The organism is Bradyrhizobium tropiciagri, assembly GCF_001189845.1.
GTDB classification, from domain to species: domain Bacteria; phylum Pseudomonadota; class Alphaproteobacteria; order Rhizobiales; family Xanthobacteraceae; genus Bradyrhizobium; species Bradyrhizobium tropiciagri.
Map to the genome: position 1 here is coordinate 62,406 of NZ_LFLZ01000026.1, position 16,072 is coordinate 78,477.

Sequence of the window (16,072 nt, forward strand, 5' to 3'; positions counted from 1 at the left end):
AGACCGGTTCCGCCGTCGGCCCGCGCAAAGCCGGCCGGCACACGCACCAAGATCCGGTGAAATGGATCCCGACGGCAGGTCCCGTGGAGATGCTCCGGAAACGGGGCGCCTCGAAAGGGATGCGATCTGTCGGCATCCACCTAGCAGAACCAGCGAAGCTGTCTTCTCGTTGCGCGCACGACTGCCAGATATCGACAGCCGCCGTCAGCTATTCATCGCGCTGTCGCGCCCGGGCAACAGTGCATCAGGCCGTCCCCGCACGCGGGCCTATGGCGGGCGTTCGCGCGCCGACATCCAGGCCAGCGCGAGATAGGCGGCGAGCATCACGGCCTCGAGCCCGACCACGGTGAGGCTGCCGCCATAGATGCCCGGAAACATCAGCTCGATGACCGCCATGGACACCACGGTGGTCAGCCAGACCACGGCGCCCCAGGGCGTCGCGAGCCAGAGCCCGACGGCGGCGACGAGCTCGATGACGGCGAAATAGATCGTGGCGGTCTGCCAGGCCATCGACTGGTTCTCGAAGGCCTCCTCCTCGCCGCCGACGAAGCCCGTCACCTGGGCCCAGTGATAGAGCCCCTTGGCGACCGAGACGACGGCCATGATGCGCAGGAAGATGACGAGGCGCCGCGTCCACGCATTATCATCCGGCTCGATCCGGTCGGACGAGATCGCGCTGACCGAGATGGCGTTGTCCCGCGCCTGATCGCGTGCAGAGGTGTCAGACATCCGAATCGCCGCATGGCGGCTGCAAAATGGGGTTCATGGCGCAGTCTTGGCCCGCCGGGGTCCCAAAATCAATTGCCGTTGCGGCAAATCAAGGGCGCTTCCGGCGCAATGACGGCACCCCTGTGAGGTGCTAGAACCGGACCTATATCAGGTCCAAATCAGCCGTCCGTCGAGGAGAACAAGACATGGCGATCAAATTCGGGCGCCCGATCGAATTGCGCGACACGCCGCGGCGCCAGACGGATGCCCTCGCCTCCCCCTCGCTCGACCTTGCGATCCGGATGCGCCGCAACCGCAAGTCCGAATGGGCGCGCCGGCTGGTGCGCGAGAACGTGCTGACGACCGACGACCTGATCTGGCCGATGTTCGTGGTTGATGGCCACAACACCCGCACCCCGGTGGCCTCGATGCCCGGCGTCGACCGGCTCACCGTCGACCAGATCGTCCGCGACGCCGAGCGTGCCGCAAAACTCAACATCCCCTGCATCGCGCTGTTTCCCTTCACCGAGCCGGCGCTGCGCGACGAGCAAGGCTCGGAGGCGCTCAATCCCGACAACCTGGTCTGCCAGGCGGTGCGCGCCATCAAGCAGGAGTTTCCCGATATCGGCGTGCTCTGCGACGTCGCGCTCGATCCCTTCACCAGCCACGGCCATGACGGGCTGATCGAGGATGGCAAGATCCTCAACGACGAGACCGTCGCGGTGCTGGTCAAGCAGGCGCTGACCCAGGCCGAGGCCGGCTGCGACGTGATCGCGCCGTCGGACATGATGGACGGCCGCATCGGCGCGATCCGCGAGGCACTCGACGACAACGGCTTCGGCGACGTGCAGATCATGTCGTACGCGGCGAAATACGCCTCCGCGTTCTACGGCCCGTTCCGCGACGCGATCGGCTCGGCCAAAACGCTAACCGGCGACAAGCGCACCTATCAGATGGACAGCGCCAATTCCGATGAGGCGCTGCGCGAGGTCGAGCTCGACATCGCCGAGGGCGCCGACATGGTGATGGTGAAGCCCGGCATGCCCTATCTCGACATCGTGCGCCGCGTGAAGGACCATTTCGCGATGCCGACCTTCGTGTACCAGGTGTCCGGCGAATACGCGATGATCGCGGGCGCCGCCGCCAATGGCTGGATCGACGGCGAGCGCGCGATGATGGAAAGCCTGGTCGGCTTCAAGCGCGCCGGCGCCGACGGCATCCTGACCTATTTCGCGCCGAGGGCCGCCGAGAAGATCAAGGCCGAGACTTGAGCTAGGTCCGGCTCGCGGCCGGCGCCGCCGGATGCGGGCCACACAGCGGACGCAGTGCGTCGCGCTGCTGCTGCGACAGCACGGTGAGCGGATAGATCGGCTCACCGGTCTCGCGCCTGAAGAATGGATGCGGCCACGCCTTTCCGCGCAGGCGCCAGCCCAGCACCTTGCCGACGGCGCGCGCGATCAGCGCCAGGTTCAATCCGGTCGAGCCCTTCGGCGCCTCGCCGACCGCGTATTTCCCTTGGATCGCGCCGATCGGCTTGCCGAACGCTTCATCGGCGCGCGGCGCGCCGCCGTCGAACGCCTGCGCGACAATTCCGACGAACGGGACCGACGGCGTCAGCGTATTGCCGACCGGCGTGTTGCAGCACGTCGTGTGCCAGCGGAACAGCCCCTTCGGCGTCAGCCGCACGCCCGCGATCTTGTCCTGGCCCTGCAGGAAACTGAGCGAGGACGGCGCGACCTGGACGATGTCGGTGCCGCCATGTGCATCGAGCAGATCGGCGCGGCCGAGCTGGTGCATGAACGCCTGGCAGTCGTCGCAGTAACAGGTCACACGATTGGCCGATTGGGGCGACGGGTTCGAGACGACACCGAAAACCCCTCCGCACCTGCAGCGCAGCCCGATCCGTGTGCTCATAGGTTCCTCTTGGGTTCCTCTCGGCTTGCCGGACGCAACATACACGTTCCGCGACCGCCTTGGCCGCCGAATCGCCGGAATATTTCGGCTAGTTAATGTTCGCGCAGACTTGGCAGGGGCCCCTCCTGTTCCCATGTCCTGCGCGGGAGTTTCATCGGAGGTTGGTCATGTCTTACGGCAGTGACGGTGGTGCTTGGCGCAATGAAGCCTGGCGCAACGACGGCGGCGTTCCCCCGCATGCGTTCGATCCGTTGATGCAGCCGGAACTGTTCCGCGGCGTGCTGACGCGGCGGGTGTTTGCGTTCCTGATCGACCTCTTCGTGCTGTCGGTGCCGGTGATTCTCGCCGTGATCTTCATTGCCGTGTTCGGCCTGGTCACGCTCGGCCTCGGCTGGGCGCTGTTCTGGCTGGTGTCGCCGGCGTCGATCGTCTGGGCCATCGTCTATTACGGCGCCTCGATCGGCGGCCAGCACTCGGCCACCATCGGCATGCGCATGATGGATCTGGAGCTGCGTACCTGGTACGGCGCGCGCGGCTATTTCGTGCTCGGCGCCACCCACGCGGTGCTGTTCTGGGTGACGATCTCGTTCCTGTCGCCGCTGGTGCTGCTGGTCGGCCTGCTCAACGGCCGCCGCCGGCTGTTGCATGACATCATCCTCGGAACCGTCATTATCAACAGCTCGGTCCGGACCCAGGTATCTCCGGCCGCGCGGGCCTCCTATTAGGCCCGCCTAAACCAATTGACCGTTAGCCTCCGGGGGGCGATGCTAACTCGGCTGCCTGTATTGTTTGTGGAGCCCGACGATCCGACGTGACCCAGCACTCGCGTGATACCCCCCAGTTCTATCTGACGGCGCCCTCACCCTGCCCTTATCTGCCGGGCCGGCACGAGCGGAAGGTTTTCACGCACCTGGTCGGCGACAAAGCGGGCGATCTCAACGACTTGCTGACCCATGGCGGCTTCCGGCGCAGCCAGTCGATCGCCTACCGCCCGGCCTGCGACCAGTGCCGGGCCTGCGTCTCGGTCCGGGTCATCGCCAACGAATTCCGCCCCTCCCGCAATTTCCGCAAAGTCCTGGCCCGCAACGCCGACATCATCGGCGAGCAGCGCACCGCGGTGCCGACCTCGGAGCAATATTCGGTGTTCCGGGCCTATCTCGACCGCCGCCACCGCAACGGCGGCATGGCCGACATGACCGTGCTGGACTACGCGATGATGGTCGAGGACAGCCATGTCGAGACCCGGATCATCGAATACCGCAAGCGCAACGCCGACAGCGCCATCACCGGCCGCGGCGACGAGCTGATGGCGGTGGCGCTGACCGACGTGCTCAGCGACGGGCTGTCGATGGTCTATTCCTTCTTCGAGCCGGGGCTGGAGGCCCGCTCGCTCGGCACCTTCATGATCCTCGACCACATCGCCCGCGCCCGCCGGCAGGGCCTGCCTTACGTCTATCTCGGCTACTGGATCGAGGGCTCCAAGAAGATGGACTACAAGGGCCGCTTCCTGCCGCAGCAGCGGCTCGCGCCGTCGGGCTGGCTGCGCGTCGACGCGTCAGGCGAAGGGCTGGCCGAGCCGCAGGACTAGCGGACGGGCTAGGTCCCGAAGATCGTATCGATCAACAGCTTCACATTCAGGATCACGATCAGGCCGGCGACGATCCACGCCGCCACCGCAACCGGCATTGAAATCGCGAACGCGCCCATCTTGCGCTTGTCGGACACGAAGCGCACCAGCGGGATCACCGCGAACGGCAGCTGCATCGACAGCACGACCTGGCTGAACACCAAGAGCTGCGCGGTGCCGCTCTCGCCATACAGCGCCGCGACCACGATCACCGGGACGATCGCGATGCCGCGCGTCACCAGCCGCTGCAGCCAGTCGGGCAGCTTGAGGTCGAGAAAGCCCTGCATCACGATCTGGCCGGCCAGCGTCGCCGTCACAGTCGAGTTGAGACCGGAGGCCAATAGCGCCACCGCAAACAGCGTCGAGGCGATGCCGAGCCCGAGCAGCGGCGACAGCAGCTCGAACGCCTGATCGATCTCGGCGACATCGGAATGGCCGCTCTTGTGGAAGGTCGCGGCCGCCAGCACCAGGATCGCGGCATTGACGAACAGCGCCAGCATCAGCGCGATGGTGGAATCCGTCGTCGCCCATTTGATCGCGTCGCGCCGGCCCGCCTCGGTGCGCGGATAGGCGCGGGTCTGCACGATCGAGGAATGCAGATAGAGGTTATGCGGCATCACGGTGGCGCCGATGATGCCGATCGCGATGTAGAGCATCTCCGGATTGGTAACGATCTCGCGCGACGGCATGAAGCCGCCGAGCACGCCGGCGATCGGCGGCGCAGCCGCGGCGATCTGCACCACGAAGCAGACCGCGATGACGATCAGCAGCGCGATCACGAAGGCTTCGAGGAAGCGGAAGCCGCGGTTCATCAGGAGCAGCAGCAGGAACGCATCGAGCGCTGCCAGCAGCGCACCGCCGATCAGCGGAATGCCGAACAACAGGTTCAGCGCGATCGCGGTGCCGATCACCTCGGCGAGGTCGCAGGCGATGATCGCGGCCTCGCAGGTGAGCCACAGCAGCAAGTTCACCGGCCGCGAATAGGTCGCGCGGCAGGCTTGCGCCAGATCGCGGTCGGTGGCGATGCCAAGCCGCGCGCTGAGCGCCTGCAGCAGGATCGCCATCAGGTTCGAGAGCAGGATGACCGACAGCAGCGTGTAGCCAAACTTCGATCCGCCGGCGAGATCGGTGGCCCAGTTGCCGGGGTCCATGTAGCCGACCGAGACCAGATAGCCCGGGCCGGCAAAGGCCAGCAGCCGGCGCCACCACACGCCTGTGCTCGGCACCGCGACGGTCGCATTCACCTCCGGCAGGCTGCGCGCGTGTCCGGCATCGCCCCGCCAGCCGCCCGGCATGGCGTCGGGAACGGAAACGGAAGACATTTCAGGAGCTCGAGCGTCCATACCGGCAGGATGGCCGATCTCTCCCGTTATTGCAACTCATTTGCAACTGCATCTGGGATCACGGAAATGATACCGGCCGCCGATCTTGTAAAGCACTGAGGAAGTGCTTTACGTTAAGAGCATGATCAAGTTGCCTGTCGAGACGCCGACCGCAACGCTGCGCTACGCCCTCGCCCCCGACCTGTCGGGCATCGAGGCGATCGAGGCGACCTTTGCGGCCTATGACCGGATGATGGCGATCCTCGCTGAGGTCGCTCCCGTCGGCGCCAACCTCGTCTCGCTGCACGCCCAGGCCTATGAGCGGATCCGCAAGGAGACCGGCCTGCCAGCGCGCCTCGTGACGCTCGGCCTGCGCGACCGCGCCAACTACATCGCAGGCGCCGCCGTCCGCCGGATACCGCTCGACGACAAGTTGTTTGCGATCAAGGGTCCAACTTCACTGACCATTAGCACTGTCAGCGGACGCGTCTTGGTGCCGTTCGACGTGCCGGGATATGTCTCGGGCTGGGAAAGCCCCTTCCCGGCGCATTTGATCTCGGATGGACGCGGCTACGAAATCCACATCGCCGTCAAATCGAAATCAGCACAACCGGAGGAGAAGACCATGCTTCACGAAGGCATCCTTGCGCGCATGGGCCGGCTTCTTGCCGCCATCGCGAGCCGGACCATCGACAACGTCGAGAACAACAACAAGGTGGCGCTGGTCAAGCAGGCGATCCGCGAGATCGACGCCGGCGCCGACGAAGCGCGCTATGCGCTCGGCAAGTCGCGCGCCGAAGAATTCCGTTTGAAGCGGCGCCGCGAAGAACTGGATACCGAAACCGCTGGGCTGAACGAGAAGATCCGTCTCGCACTTGCGGAAAATCGCGAAGATCTCGCGCGCGCCGGCGTCGCGCGACAAATTGACCTGGAGTCGCAGGTGATCGCGCTGGAACGCGCGATGGATTTCATCGAGCTCGAAATCGATGAGCAGACCAAGGCGCTGCAAGCCATGCTCGGTGCGCGCCGCGAGGCGGAAGCGCGATTGGCCGATCTCGAACAAAGTCTGATCCGCGAGGCCAAGGACGAAACCAGCCGGGGCCCATCGACGACCAATACATTGAGTGCTGAACGCGCCATGGCGGCGATCGCCCGGGTCACCGGTGTTCCCGCTTCCAGCGTGCTCGGCGACAAGGAGCTTGACGAACTCGATCGCCTGCACCGCGAAAAGGAAATCGCGGCGCGGCTTGAAAGGATCAAGTCAGAAAAATGAGTGCAGTTGGCGACATCCTGCTCGCCCCCGACGTACGGCCCTTTGCGGTCGCGGCTGCGATCATGGTGGCACTTGGCGGTATCGAGCTGCTGACCACCATGGTCGGACTTTCGATCAGCGAACTCATCGGCAAGGAGTTCGCGGTCGAGGCCGAGAGCCACAATGCTCTCAGTGGCCTGTTTCTCTGGATCAACGCCGGGCGGCTTCCCCTCCTGATCCTGATCATCCTGATACTTGGCATATTCTCGATCGGAGGCTTTCTGCTTCAGGGACTGGCGCATGCCGTGGGCACCGCCATCCCGGTTTCCATCGCTGCGGTGGTTGCCGCCGCCGGCAGCCTCCCCGTGATCAGAAATACCAGCCGCGGCCTCGCCCTCATCATTCCCCGCGACGAGAGCTATGCGGTCAATGACAGCGACTTTGTCGGCAAGGTCGCAACCGTGTCGGTCGGCCCGCTCGATCAGGGCCTGCCGGGCCGGGTTCGTCTCAAGGATGTCTTCGGCAACTGGCACACCGTGTCGGCGCGTGCCAGCGCCGAGTCCGAGGCATTGCCGGTCGGCGCCAGCGTGTTGCTGGTCGATCGCGACGCCAAAGGCTTCATCGCGATTGCCGCTCCCTCCGATCTCGTCGAACAACAATCTTCCAACAGGGCATAACACATGTGGGAACTTGCTATACCCGTCGTTATTGGCGTCCTTGCCATTCTCGTTATCGGTCTGCTGTTCGCAAAACTCTACAAGCGCTCGACGCGCGATGAGGCCTATGTCCGCACCGGCCTCGGCGGCCAGAAAGTGGTGCTCGACGGCGGCTCGCTGGTGCTGCCGATCTTCCACTCCACCGCCGCGGTGAATTTGAAGACCTTGCGGCTCGAGGTCGCGCGCGGCGGACCGGACTCGCTGATCACCAAGGACCGCATGCGCGTCGACATCGGCGCCGAGTTCTACCTCCGCGTCAAACCCGATAGTTCGTCGATCGCCCTCGCCGCGCAGACGCTCGGCAACCGCACCAATGACGCGGCCGAGCTGCGCGAGCTGGTGGAAGCAAAATTCGTCGACGGCCTGCGCTCGGTCGCCGCGACCATGAACCTCGAGGAATTGCAGGAGCAGCGCGCGACCTTCGTCAAGGCGGTGCAGGACGCGGTCGGCGCCGACATCCAGAACAACGGCCTCGAACTCGAATCGGTGTCGCTGACGCGGCTCGACCAGAGCGACATCAAGCACTTCAACCCGAGCAATTTCTTCGATGCGCACGGTCTCACCACGCTGACCAAGATCACCAAGGAGCGCGAGCAGGAGCGCAACCAGATCGTCCGCACCACCGAGGTCAATATCGCCCAGCAGGACCTGGTGGCGCGGCAGACCACGCTGACGATCGAAAGCACCAAGCGCGAAGCCGAGCTCGCCCAGCAGCGCGACATCGCCAACAAGACCGCGGCGATGCGCGCGCAGACCGCGCAGGTCGAACAGACCGCGTTGCAGAACGAGGCCGAGTACCGCATCCAGCAGGAGCTTGCGGTCGCCAACAAGCAGACCGAGGCCAACCAGGCCCGCGACACCCGCAAGATCGAAGCCGATCTCGCGGTCAAGCGCCGCAACACCGAGATGGAGCGCGACCTACAGATCGTAGCGCAGGAGAGCGCGATCGCGGTCGCGGCCAAGAGCAAGGAGCAGTCGGAAGCCCAGACCATCGCCGAGACCGCGCGCGCGGTTGCGATCGCGGCCGAGGAAAAGGTCACCACCGCCCGCGCCACCGAAATCGCCGAACGCGACAAGATCATCAACGTGATCGCGGCGCGCAAGGCGGCCGAGACCGACGCGATGCCGATCACGGTCATGGCCGAGGCGGAGCGCCAGGCCGCCGCCAACAAGGCGGAAGCCACCAATGTGCTTGCCAAGGCCGACGCGGCCGCCGCCACCACCCGCGCCGCCGGCGTCAAGGCGCTCGGCCAGGCCGAGGCGGAGGTCGCGACCATGAAGGCGGAGGCGCGCAACAAGCTCAGCGCCGAGATGATCGACTACGATCTCAACCTCGCCCGGATCAACGTGATCCCGAGTGCGCTCGCCGAGGCGGTGAAGCCGATCGAGAAGATCTCCGATATCCGGATCTTCGACACCGGCAGCATGCTCGGCCGCGGCGGCGCCAACGGCCATGCCAATGGCAATGGCGGTCTCGGGCTCGGCGACGGGCTCGCCGCGCAGTTGCTGTCGGTCTCGGCATTCAAGCCGATGATCGACAAGATCCTCTCGGAGGCCGGCTTCCCGGCAGGATCGGACGCCCTCACCAGCCTGACCAGCGCGCTGGCGCAGCGCAAGGCCGAGGCCCGCGCGGACCCTGCGAATGGCGAGGATGCCCGACCGGCCACATTGTCCGGCACCATCACCGGCCAGCTCGCAGCCCCGCCGCAATGACGTGACCGCGCTTTGATATCAGCGACAAGGCCCGCCTCTCCCGGCGGGCCTTTTTTGCGTTGTCGGGAAACGGGTGGGATCGGACGTCTTCCAACCACACACTCAAGGCAGTCGAATTTTCCAGGGATTCTGCCATGTCCGCCGATACGCCTCGCCTGCCAAGCACCTTCAATCGCCTGGCCTGGTCCAACCTCGCCGCGCAATCGGCCGAACAAATCGCGCTTGCGGCCGCGCCCATCGTCGCCGTGCTGGTGCTCGGCGTCGGCGAAGGCCAGACCGGCCTGCTGCAGACCGCGCTGACGCTGCCCTTCATCCTGTTTGCGATTCCGGCCGGCCTGCTTGCCGACCGCGTATCGCGGCGCTGGGTGATGGCCGGCTCCGAGGCGCTGCGCGCGGCGGCGCTTGCCGCGATCCTGCTGTTGCTCTGGCTCGGCGCGATGACTTTGCCGTTGCTCGCCTTGCTCGGCTTCATCGCAGTCTGCGGCACGGTTGCCTATAGCGTCGCTGCGCCCGCTTTGGTCCCGTCGCTGGTGACGTCGCAGCAATTGCCGGCCGCCAACGCCCGCATCGAGCTCGCCCGCACCGTCGCTTTCGCCAGCGGACCCGCGCTCGGCGGCGTGCTGGTCGGCTGGGTCGGCGCCGCGCCAGCGTTCGGCTTCGCCGCGGCGCTGTCGGCGATCGCGGTCGTGCTGCTTGCCGGCCTCTACGAGCCGCGCGCGCGCCCGCTCCGCGCCGTCATCCGTTGCAGGACATCAAGGAAGGCGCGGCCTTCGTGATGCATCACGCCTTGCTGCGGCCTGTGTTCATCACCCAGTTCATCTTCAACACCGCATCCTTCCTGCTGCTCGCCGTGTTCGTGCCCTATGCGGTGCGCCACCTCGGGCTCAGCGCCACCGGTGTCGGCACGACGCTTGCGATGTACGGGGTCGGCATGGTGGTCGGCGCGCTGTTCGCAACCCGGGTGATGAAGCGGCTGGCATTCGGCACCGTAATCGGGCTCGGCCCGGTCACCGGCCTTGTCGCCTCGCTGGTGATGGCGCTGACGACCTGGATCGCGACCCCGCTGCTCGCGGGCCTCGGCTTCTTCCTGCTCGGCGTCGGCCCGATCCTCTGGGTGATCTCGACCACCACGCTCAGGCAGTCGGTGACGCCGCCCTCGCTGCTCGGCCGCGTCTCGGCGATCAACATCATGAGCTATGGCGCCCGCCCGCTCGGCTCCGCGCTCGGCGCCATCGTCGGTGGCTTTTACGGCGCCGAAGCCTGCCTGTACCTCGCCGCCGCGATCTTCGCCGCCCAGGCGCTGGTGATCCTGCTGTCGCCCGCGGTGTCGCTGACCCGGCAACCCGACATGGTCGGCGAGCCGGCGCGGTGCTGAACGATTGTCATTGCGAGGAGCGACAGCGACGAAGCAATCCACGTCTCCGCATGCGGTAAAATGGATTGCTTCGCTTCGCTCGCAATGACGGTGAGCGCAATGACGGTGAGAGAGCCTAGCTCGCCAGATACCGCTCATATTTTCCGCCGACCACCTCGTCGCCAGCAACGGCCGGATCCAGCGTGTAGAGATCCTGGGCATGGCCGATGCTGCGCAACACGAAGCGGCCGGTGGAGACCAGGTAGTTGCGGCCGGCGGCATCGAGCCCGGCGCGGAAGGCGGTCGAGGTCAGCAATTCGCGGTCGACCGAGGCGCACATCGAGGCGATCCGGCTGACCTCGTTGACGGCGGGCCCGACCACCGTGAAGTCCAGCCGGTCCTCGCTGCCGATATTGCCGTAAAACACTTCACCGACATGAAGGCCGACATAGGCCGTCGTCGTCGGCTGTCCATCGGCAGCGCGGCGCTCGTTCAACGCATCCATGTTGCCACGGAATTTGTGCTCGGCCCGCAGCGCCGCGCGCTTGGCACCCGCCAGGTTTTCGCCGGTGAACATCGCCAGCACGCCGTCGCCGATCAACTTCAGCACCTCGCCGCCGGCGTCATGGATCGCGTCGATCGAGGCCTGGGCGTAATCGTTGAGGAACGGAATGATCTCGTCGGGGCCGATGCGCTCGCTGATCGCGGTCGAGCCGCGCACGTCGGAGTACCACAGCACGGCCTTGATCTTCTCGGTGATGCCGCGCTGCATGCGCCCGCGCAGCACCTGCTCCGCCGTCTCGCGGCCGAGATAGACCCGTCCGAGCGTGCGGGCGATCTCGACCTGCGCGGCCGATTTGATCGCGAGCCCGAGCACCGGCACCAGGTCACGCAGCGACGCCATATGGTTCTCACCGAAACCGTCCGAATGCCGGGTGGTGTAGTAGGAATAGAAGCAGTCCATCTCGCCGATCGTGCCGGCCTCGCCGAAGCGGTGCACGAAGGCGGCGAAATGCTTGTGGCCCTTCTCGGCGAGGTCGCCGATCATCGAGAAATCGTGCGGCCCAGCGAGATCGATGACCATCTCGTCATGGCCGTTTTCGAGCATGTGATGGAACGCCGACCGCCGCCAGTTCTGGTTGGCCTCGCCGGTGCTGGTCGAGCCGTATTCGAAGATGTCGGCCTCGTTGCTCTCGCCATCGTTCCAGCGGAAGCCGCGCCCCTCGAAGATCGGATGCAGGGTATCGATGAAGACGATGGCCCGCGACAGCGGCATGCCGGCGGCCCGGCAGCGCTCGCAGAAGCCGCGCAGCAGGTCGTTTTCCGGCAGGCCGGTCAGACCCTGGCGGACCAGCCAATTCATGAGGCGCAAACGGGGCGTCAGTTCCATACGTTGGATTATGCCGGGCAATTGGTGCGGGAGGAAGGGCTGGTCGTCGCGTGACAGATGCGGACGCCAATGCGGCATTGCAAGGCCGCCCGGCCGCATCATTTCACAAGGGAACAGCGCCGCTGGAGCCGGCGAATCCACTTCCCTTTGCCCCTGGCTTCGCGCACAAGGAACGCATGGACAACACTGCCGGCCCGCAAAATCCGATCCGACGCCTCATGAAATGGGCGATCACCCCGCCGCAATCCTATGGGGTCTATCTGGCCGGCATCATCCTGGTCTACGCCCTGTCGTTCTATGCCGGCACGCTGAAGCCGAAACATGTTCCCGCCCCGCCGGTGACCGCGCCGTCCACCCCGCACAGCTGATCAGGCCGGCTTGGCCTCCGACGTCGCGATCCAGATTCCGGCGCAGACCGCGATCAGACCGGCGACCAGGCTGACCGTGATCGGCTCGCCGACCAGTTGCTTCGCCAAAAGCCCGGCCGCGATCGGATTGACCGTCATGGTGTTGGCGACACGGGTCGGTGAGGCCCGCTCGAGCGCCATCACCCACAGGATGAAGGCCAGCGCGCCGCCGGCAATTCCGAGATAGAGCCCGGCGATCCACTGCGACGTGCCGAATTCGCGCAGCGTCGCCAGGCTGCCGGTGAACGCCCCGACCGCCACGAGCACAGACGCCCCCGCCCCCATGCCGACGGCAAGGAAGCCGAGCGCGCTGGAGCGGCGGATGAACGGTCGCGACAGCACGTTGTAGAACGCCATGCAGAGGACCGCGGCGGCCATGATCAACTCGCCGCGCCATGCCCCCGCTGGCGCCGCCGACAGCCCGGATGCGAACGCGGCGGCGACGCCGAGCACCGCAATCGAGACCCCGGCCGATTTGCGCAGCGTCAGCGGCTCGATGCCGAGCACGGCGCCGACCACCATGGTGGAGAGCGGCAACGTCGCCAGCGCCAGGCTGGCGCGCGCCGCCGTCGTGTAGGACATCGCGATGTTGTAGAGCACGAAGAACACGCCGAAGAAGGCGATGCCGAGCGCCGCGACCGCCAGCCAATCCTCGCGCCGCGGCCACTTCGCCCCGAGCAGGACCGCAACGGGAAGCACGCAGAGGAAACCAATCGCCCACCGCAGGATCGCAAGCGTGATCGGGTCGGCATTGCCCGCTAGGTAACGCGTGATCGCCGCCGCCGTGCCGCCTAGGCAGCTCGACACCAGTGCAATCACAACGCCAATCCACTCGCCCATCCTGCTCCCCATGCGCTTCGTGCCCGCTTGTGGCATCTTGCCCGGCGAGATCGTTTCGGCAACTACCTGACAGGTACTCATGTCACAGCGCGATTTTGCAGCCAGTCTGCGCTGGTGGCGGCAGCGCAAGGGCCACTCGCAACTCGAGCTCGCCGGGCGCGCGGATATCTCGCAGCGCCATCTGAGCTTCCTCGAGCTCGGCCGCGCGGCACCGAGCCGCGACATGGTGATCCGGCTTGCCGCGGCGCTCGATGTGCCGCTGCGGCAGCAGAACGCGCTATTGGTCGCGGCGGGCTTCGCACCGGTGTGGCGGCAAACCGATCTCGCCGCGCCTGAGCTCGCACGGGTCCGTTACGCGCTCGATTTCATATTGGCTCAGCAGGAGCCCTTTCCGGCGGTCGTGGTCGACCGGCACTGGAATCTGCTGCTTGCGAATGCCGGTGCCGCGCAGCTGGTGGAATTCCTGGTCGGGCCGCTGTCGCCCGGCACGGCGGTCAATCTCGCCGACGCACTGGTCGCACCCGGCGTGCTGCGGCCCTATCTCACCAACTGGACCGAGGTCGCCGGCTACTTCGTCCGAAGCATCGAAGCCGATGCCGCGAGCGACGGCACGTCAGCGACGGCTGATTTGCTGAAGCGCCTGCTGGCCTATGACGGCGTCGAGGCGGCGTTGGCCGCGCCGCCAGCAGAACCTGCGTCGGGACCCGTGCTGCCGTTGCTGTTCCGCAAGGGCGACGTCCGCCTGCAGCTGTTCACGACCATCGCAACGCTGGGGACGCCGCAGGACGTCACGTTGCAGGAGCTGCGGATCGAGAGTTTCTTTCCGATGGACGAAGAGACTGCGCAGATTTTTCGAGGCTGGTCGAAGGCGCGCGGTCCCAAGGCGGCTCAGTCGTAAAACTCCGGCGACATCTTCAGCCCTTCGCGCTGCGCCTTGTCGTGGTTGATCCAGAGCTGCGCCTTCTCTTTCGTCAGCGTGTCGGCGATCTTCTGCATCGAGGCCAGCGTCTGCTCCTTGCTGGCGTTCAAGCTCGGTACGCGTCGATTGTCCCAATTATCCCTGAAGTGAACGGCATCGCCGGTCAGCACAACCGCGCCGGTCTTCGGCAGCTTCACCAGCAGCGACTGGTGGCCGGGCGTGTGGCCCGGGGTCGTGAGAATGGTGATGCTGCCGTCGCCGAACACGTCGCGGTCGCCATCGAGCTTGGTGACGGGATGCTCGGGCTTGAAGCGCGGCGCGTTGTTGACGCCGGGCCATTCGTACTCGGCCTTCTGCACATACAGCATCGCAGCGGCGAACAGTTCGACATTGCCGATGTGGTCGGGATGGGTGTGCGAGACGGCCATTGCCTTGATGTCCGACGGCTTCACGCCGAGCTGGTCGAGCTGCGCGGCGAGCGTCTTCGGCCGCCGCCAGGTGATCGCCTTGGGATCGGCGGGCGCAAGGCCGTTCGGCATCGCAGCCACCGCGTCGGGAATGCCGGTGTCCCACAGGAACCAGCCCTGGGCGTGCTTGATGAGATAGCAATTGTCGACGAAGTCCATCGACTTGCCTTCATTGACGCCGGGCGACCAGCGCGAAATGTCGCCGGCAACGCCCTCGCCGCAATTGAGGATATAGAGCCGCTCGACGCCTGATTTCGCCGGCTGGGCACCCGCCTGCGGCGCCGCGCCGGCGATCCAGAGCAACATTGCAAGACCGATAGCCTTCTTCACGTTGCCCTCCACCGATCGAGCCCGTTACTTCAAAGCGCGCGGTCGCAATGTGCCGTCTTGTCGCCGATCGTGGAAGACACGGAGACGGGCCCGACCGATCAATTGAATGCGAGTGCGCAAGGCGCCGGCTAGACCATCTCCGCCGGCGCCAGCCGACAGGTCTCGCTGCTGATCTCGACCTGCAGCGTCGCGTGGTGGATGCTGAACCGCTCCGAAAGCTCGCCGCAGACGCGATGCAGGAAGATATCGTCATGTCCGCCGGGCCGCACCAGATGCGCGGTCAACGCGGTCTCGCTGGTGCTCATCGCCCAGATGTGCAGGTCGTGCACCTCGCTGACGCCCTCGAGCGCCGCGAGATAGTCCCGCACCTGCTTGAGATCGATGCCCCTCGGCACCGCGTCAAGCGCGAGGTTGACGCTGTCGCGGGCAAGCTCCCAGCCGCTCAGCAGCACGACCACAGCGATGATGAGGCTGATCGCCGGATCGAGCCACTGCCAGCCGGTCGCCATGATCAAGAGCGCGGCGATCACGACGCCGAACGAGACGCCGGCATCCGCCGCCATGTGCAGATAGGCGCCGCGGACGTTGAGGTCGCTGTCGCGGCCGCGCATGAACAACAGCGCGGTGCCGCCATTGATCAGGATGCCGAGCGCCGCGACCCAGACCACGGTCCAGCTCGCGACCTCCGCAGGCTCGCGGAAGCGGTTGATCGCCTCGACCGCGATGCCGCCGACCGCGATCAGGAGCAGCCCGGCGTTGAACAGCGCCGCCAGGATCGAGGCACGGCGGTAGCCATAGGTGTGGGTGTCGGTCGGGTGCCTGCCGGCGAGCCACGCCCCGCCCCAGGCCAGCAGCAGCGCGATGACGTCGGAGAGATTGTGAACGGCGTCGGAGACAAGGGCGAGCGAGTTGGCGGAATAGCCGAAGATCAGCTCCGCGATGACGAAGGCGGTGTTGAGCGACGCGCCGATCGCGAACGCCGTGCCGAAACTGGCGGGCGCATGGCTGTGCCCGGCATGGGAGTGTCCCGCGCGGGAGTGTCCGCCGTGCGAGTGCCCGTGAGAATGACCGCCGTGGTCATGGTCGTGGTCGTGATTGTGCGCCATGGCAACC

Annotated in this window: 15 protein-coding genes and 1 pseudogene; 9 read left to right on the top strand and 7 right to left on the bottom strand. The window is 66.0% G+C overall.

Annotated features, from left to right (window positions below):
* Window positions 1-267: 267 nt before the first annotated feature.
* Window positions 268-729, bottom strand: coding sequence for a DUF6163 family protein (locus AKN84_RS21350; RefSeq protein ID WP_050422596.1), 462 nt, complete (start codon window positions 727-729; stop codon window positions 268-270).
* A gap of 185 nt (window positions 730-914) precedes the next feature.
* Between AKN84_RS21350 and hemB the strand changes: the two genes are divergently transcribed.
* On the top strand, window positions 915-1,979 hold the full coding sequence (gene hemB / locus AKN84_RS21355) for a porphobilinogen synthase (protein WP_050422597.1): 1,065 nt from the start codon (window positions 915-917) through the stop codon (window positions 1,977-1,979).
* Window position 1,980: 1 nt separating this feature from the next.
* Here the strand turns inward: hemB and AKN84_RS21360 are convergent, their stop codons facing one another.
* Window positions 1,981-2,622, bottom strand: a complete 642-nt coding sequence (locus tag AKN84_RS21360; RefSeq protein ID WP_050422598.1) for a DUF6151 family protein — start codon at window positions 2,620-2,622, stop codon at window positions 1,981-1,983.
* Between the two features lie 167 nt (window positions 2,623-2,789).
* Here AKN84_RS21360 and AKN84_RS21365 point away from each other — a divergent pair, with 167 nt between their 5' ends.
* Both AKN84_RS21365 and AKN84_RS21370 read left to right on the top strand, forming a co-directional pair.
* Window positions 2,790-3,347, top strand: coding sequence for an RDD family protein (locus AKN84_RS21365; protein WP_050422599.1), 558 nt, complete (start codon window positions 2,790-2,792; stop codon window positions 3,345-3,347).
* A gap of 86 nt (window positions 3,348-3,433) precedes the next feature.
* On the top strand, window positions 3,434-4,210 hold the full coding sequence (locus tag AKN84_RS21370; protein WP_050422600.1) for an arginyltransferase: 777 nt from the start codon (window positions 3,434-3,436) through the stop codon (window positions 4,208-4,210).
* 8 nt (window positions 4,211-4,218) lie between these two features.
* On the opposite strand, the gene AKN84_RS21375 is transcribed toward AKN84_RS21370, so the two are convergent.
* Window positions 4,219-5,592, bottom strand: coding sequence for an Nramp family divalent metal transporter (locus AKN84_RS21375; RefSeq protein WP_050422601.1), 1,374 nt, complete (start codon window positions 5,590-5,592; stop codon window positions 4,219-4,221).
* Window positions 5,593-5,713: 121 nt separating this feature from the next.
* On the opposite strand from AKN84_RS21375, the gene AKN84_RS21380 reads away from it, so the two are divergent.
* The 4 genes and pseudogenes from AKN84_RS21380 (at window position 5,714) to AKN84_RS21395 (ending at window position 10,627) form a co-directional block, all read left to right on the top strand.
* Window positions 5,714-6,844, top strand: coding sequence for a PspA/IM30 family protein (locus AKN84_RS21380; RefSeq protein ID WP_050422602.1), 1,131 nt, complete (start codon window positions 5,714-5,716; stop codon window positions 6,842-6,844).
* Window positions 6,841-7,500 (top strand): OB-fold-containig protein, encoded by a 660-nt coding sequence (locus tag AKN84_RS21385; protein ID WP_050422603.1) that lies wholly within the window; start codon window positions 6,841-6,843, stop codon window positions 7,498-7,500. The genes AKN84_RS21380 and AKN84_RS21385 overlap by 4 nt, the downstream gene beginning before the upstream one ends.
* Window positions 7,501-7,503: 3 nt before the next feature.
* Complete coding sequence (locus AKN84_RS21390) at window positions 7,504-9,252, top strand: flotillin family protein (protein WP_050422604.1); 1,749 nt, start codon at window positions 7,504-7,506, stop codon at window positions 9,250-9,252.
* 134 nt (window positions 9,253-9,386) lie between these two features.
* Window positions 9,387-10,627 (top strand): annotated as a pseudogene (locus tag AKN84_RS21395) (MFS transporter).
* 115 nt (window positions 10,628-10,742) lie between these two features.
* Here the strand turns inward: AKN84_RS21395 and AKN84_RS21400 are convergent.
* The gene (locus AKN84_RS21400) at window positions 10,743-11,996 is read right to left on the bottom strand and encodes an adenylate/guanylate cyclase domain-containing protein (RefSeq protein ID WP_050422605.1); all 1,254 of its coding nucleotides are present in this window, start codon (window positions 11,994-11,996) and stop codon (window positions 10,743-10,745) included.
* Window positions 11,997-12,172: 176 nt separating this feature from the next.
* Between AKN84_RS21400 and AKN84_RS21405 the strand changes: the two genes are divergently transcribed.
* Window positions 12,173-12,364, top strand: coding sequence for a hypothetical protein (locus tag AKN84_RS21405; RefSeq protein WP_050422646.1), 192 nt, complete (start codon window positions 12,173-12,175; stop codon window positions 12,362-12,364).
* Here AKN84_RS21405 and AKN84_RS21410 read toward each other — a convergent pair whose 3' ends face one another.
* Window positions 12,365-13,243, bottom strand: a complete 879-nt coding sequence (locus AKN84_RS21410; RefSeq protein ID WP_050422606.1) for a DMT family transporter — start codon at window positions 13,241-13,243, stop codon at window positions 12,365-12,367.
* A gap of 79 nt (window positions 13,244-13,322) precedes the next feature.
* Here AKN84_RS21410 and AKN84_RS21415 point away from each other — a divergent pair, with 79 nt between their 5' ends.
* A complete protein-coding gene (locus AKN84_RS21415) occupies window positions 13,323-14,141 on the top strand; it encodes a helix-turn-helix domain-containing protein (RefSeq protein ID WP_050422607.1) in 819 nt (272 codons plus the stop codon).
* Here the strand turns inward: AKN84_RS21415 and AKN84_RS21420 are convergent.
* Together AKN84_RS21420 and AKN84_RS21425 are read right to left on the bottom strand one after the other, a co-directional pair.
* Window positions 14,132-14,935, bottom strand: a complete 804-nt coding sequence (locus AKN84_RS21420; protein ID WP_050422647.1) for an N-acyl homoserine lactonase family protein — start codon at window positions 14,933-14,935, stop codon at window positions 14,132-14,134. The two genes, AKN84_RS21415 and AKN84_RS21420, sit on opposite strands and share 10 nt — an antisense overlap.
* A 152-nt stretch (window positions 14,936-15,087) precedes the next feature.
* The gene (locus tag AKN84_RS21425; protein WP_050422608.1) at window positions 15,088-16,065 is read right to left on the bottom strand and encodes a cation diffusion facilitator family transporter; all 978 of its coding nucleotides are present in this window, start codon (window positions 16,063-16,065) and stop codon (window positions 15,088-15,090) included.
* Between the last annotated feature and the right edge of the window lie 7 nt (window positions 16,066-16,072).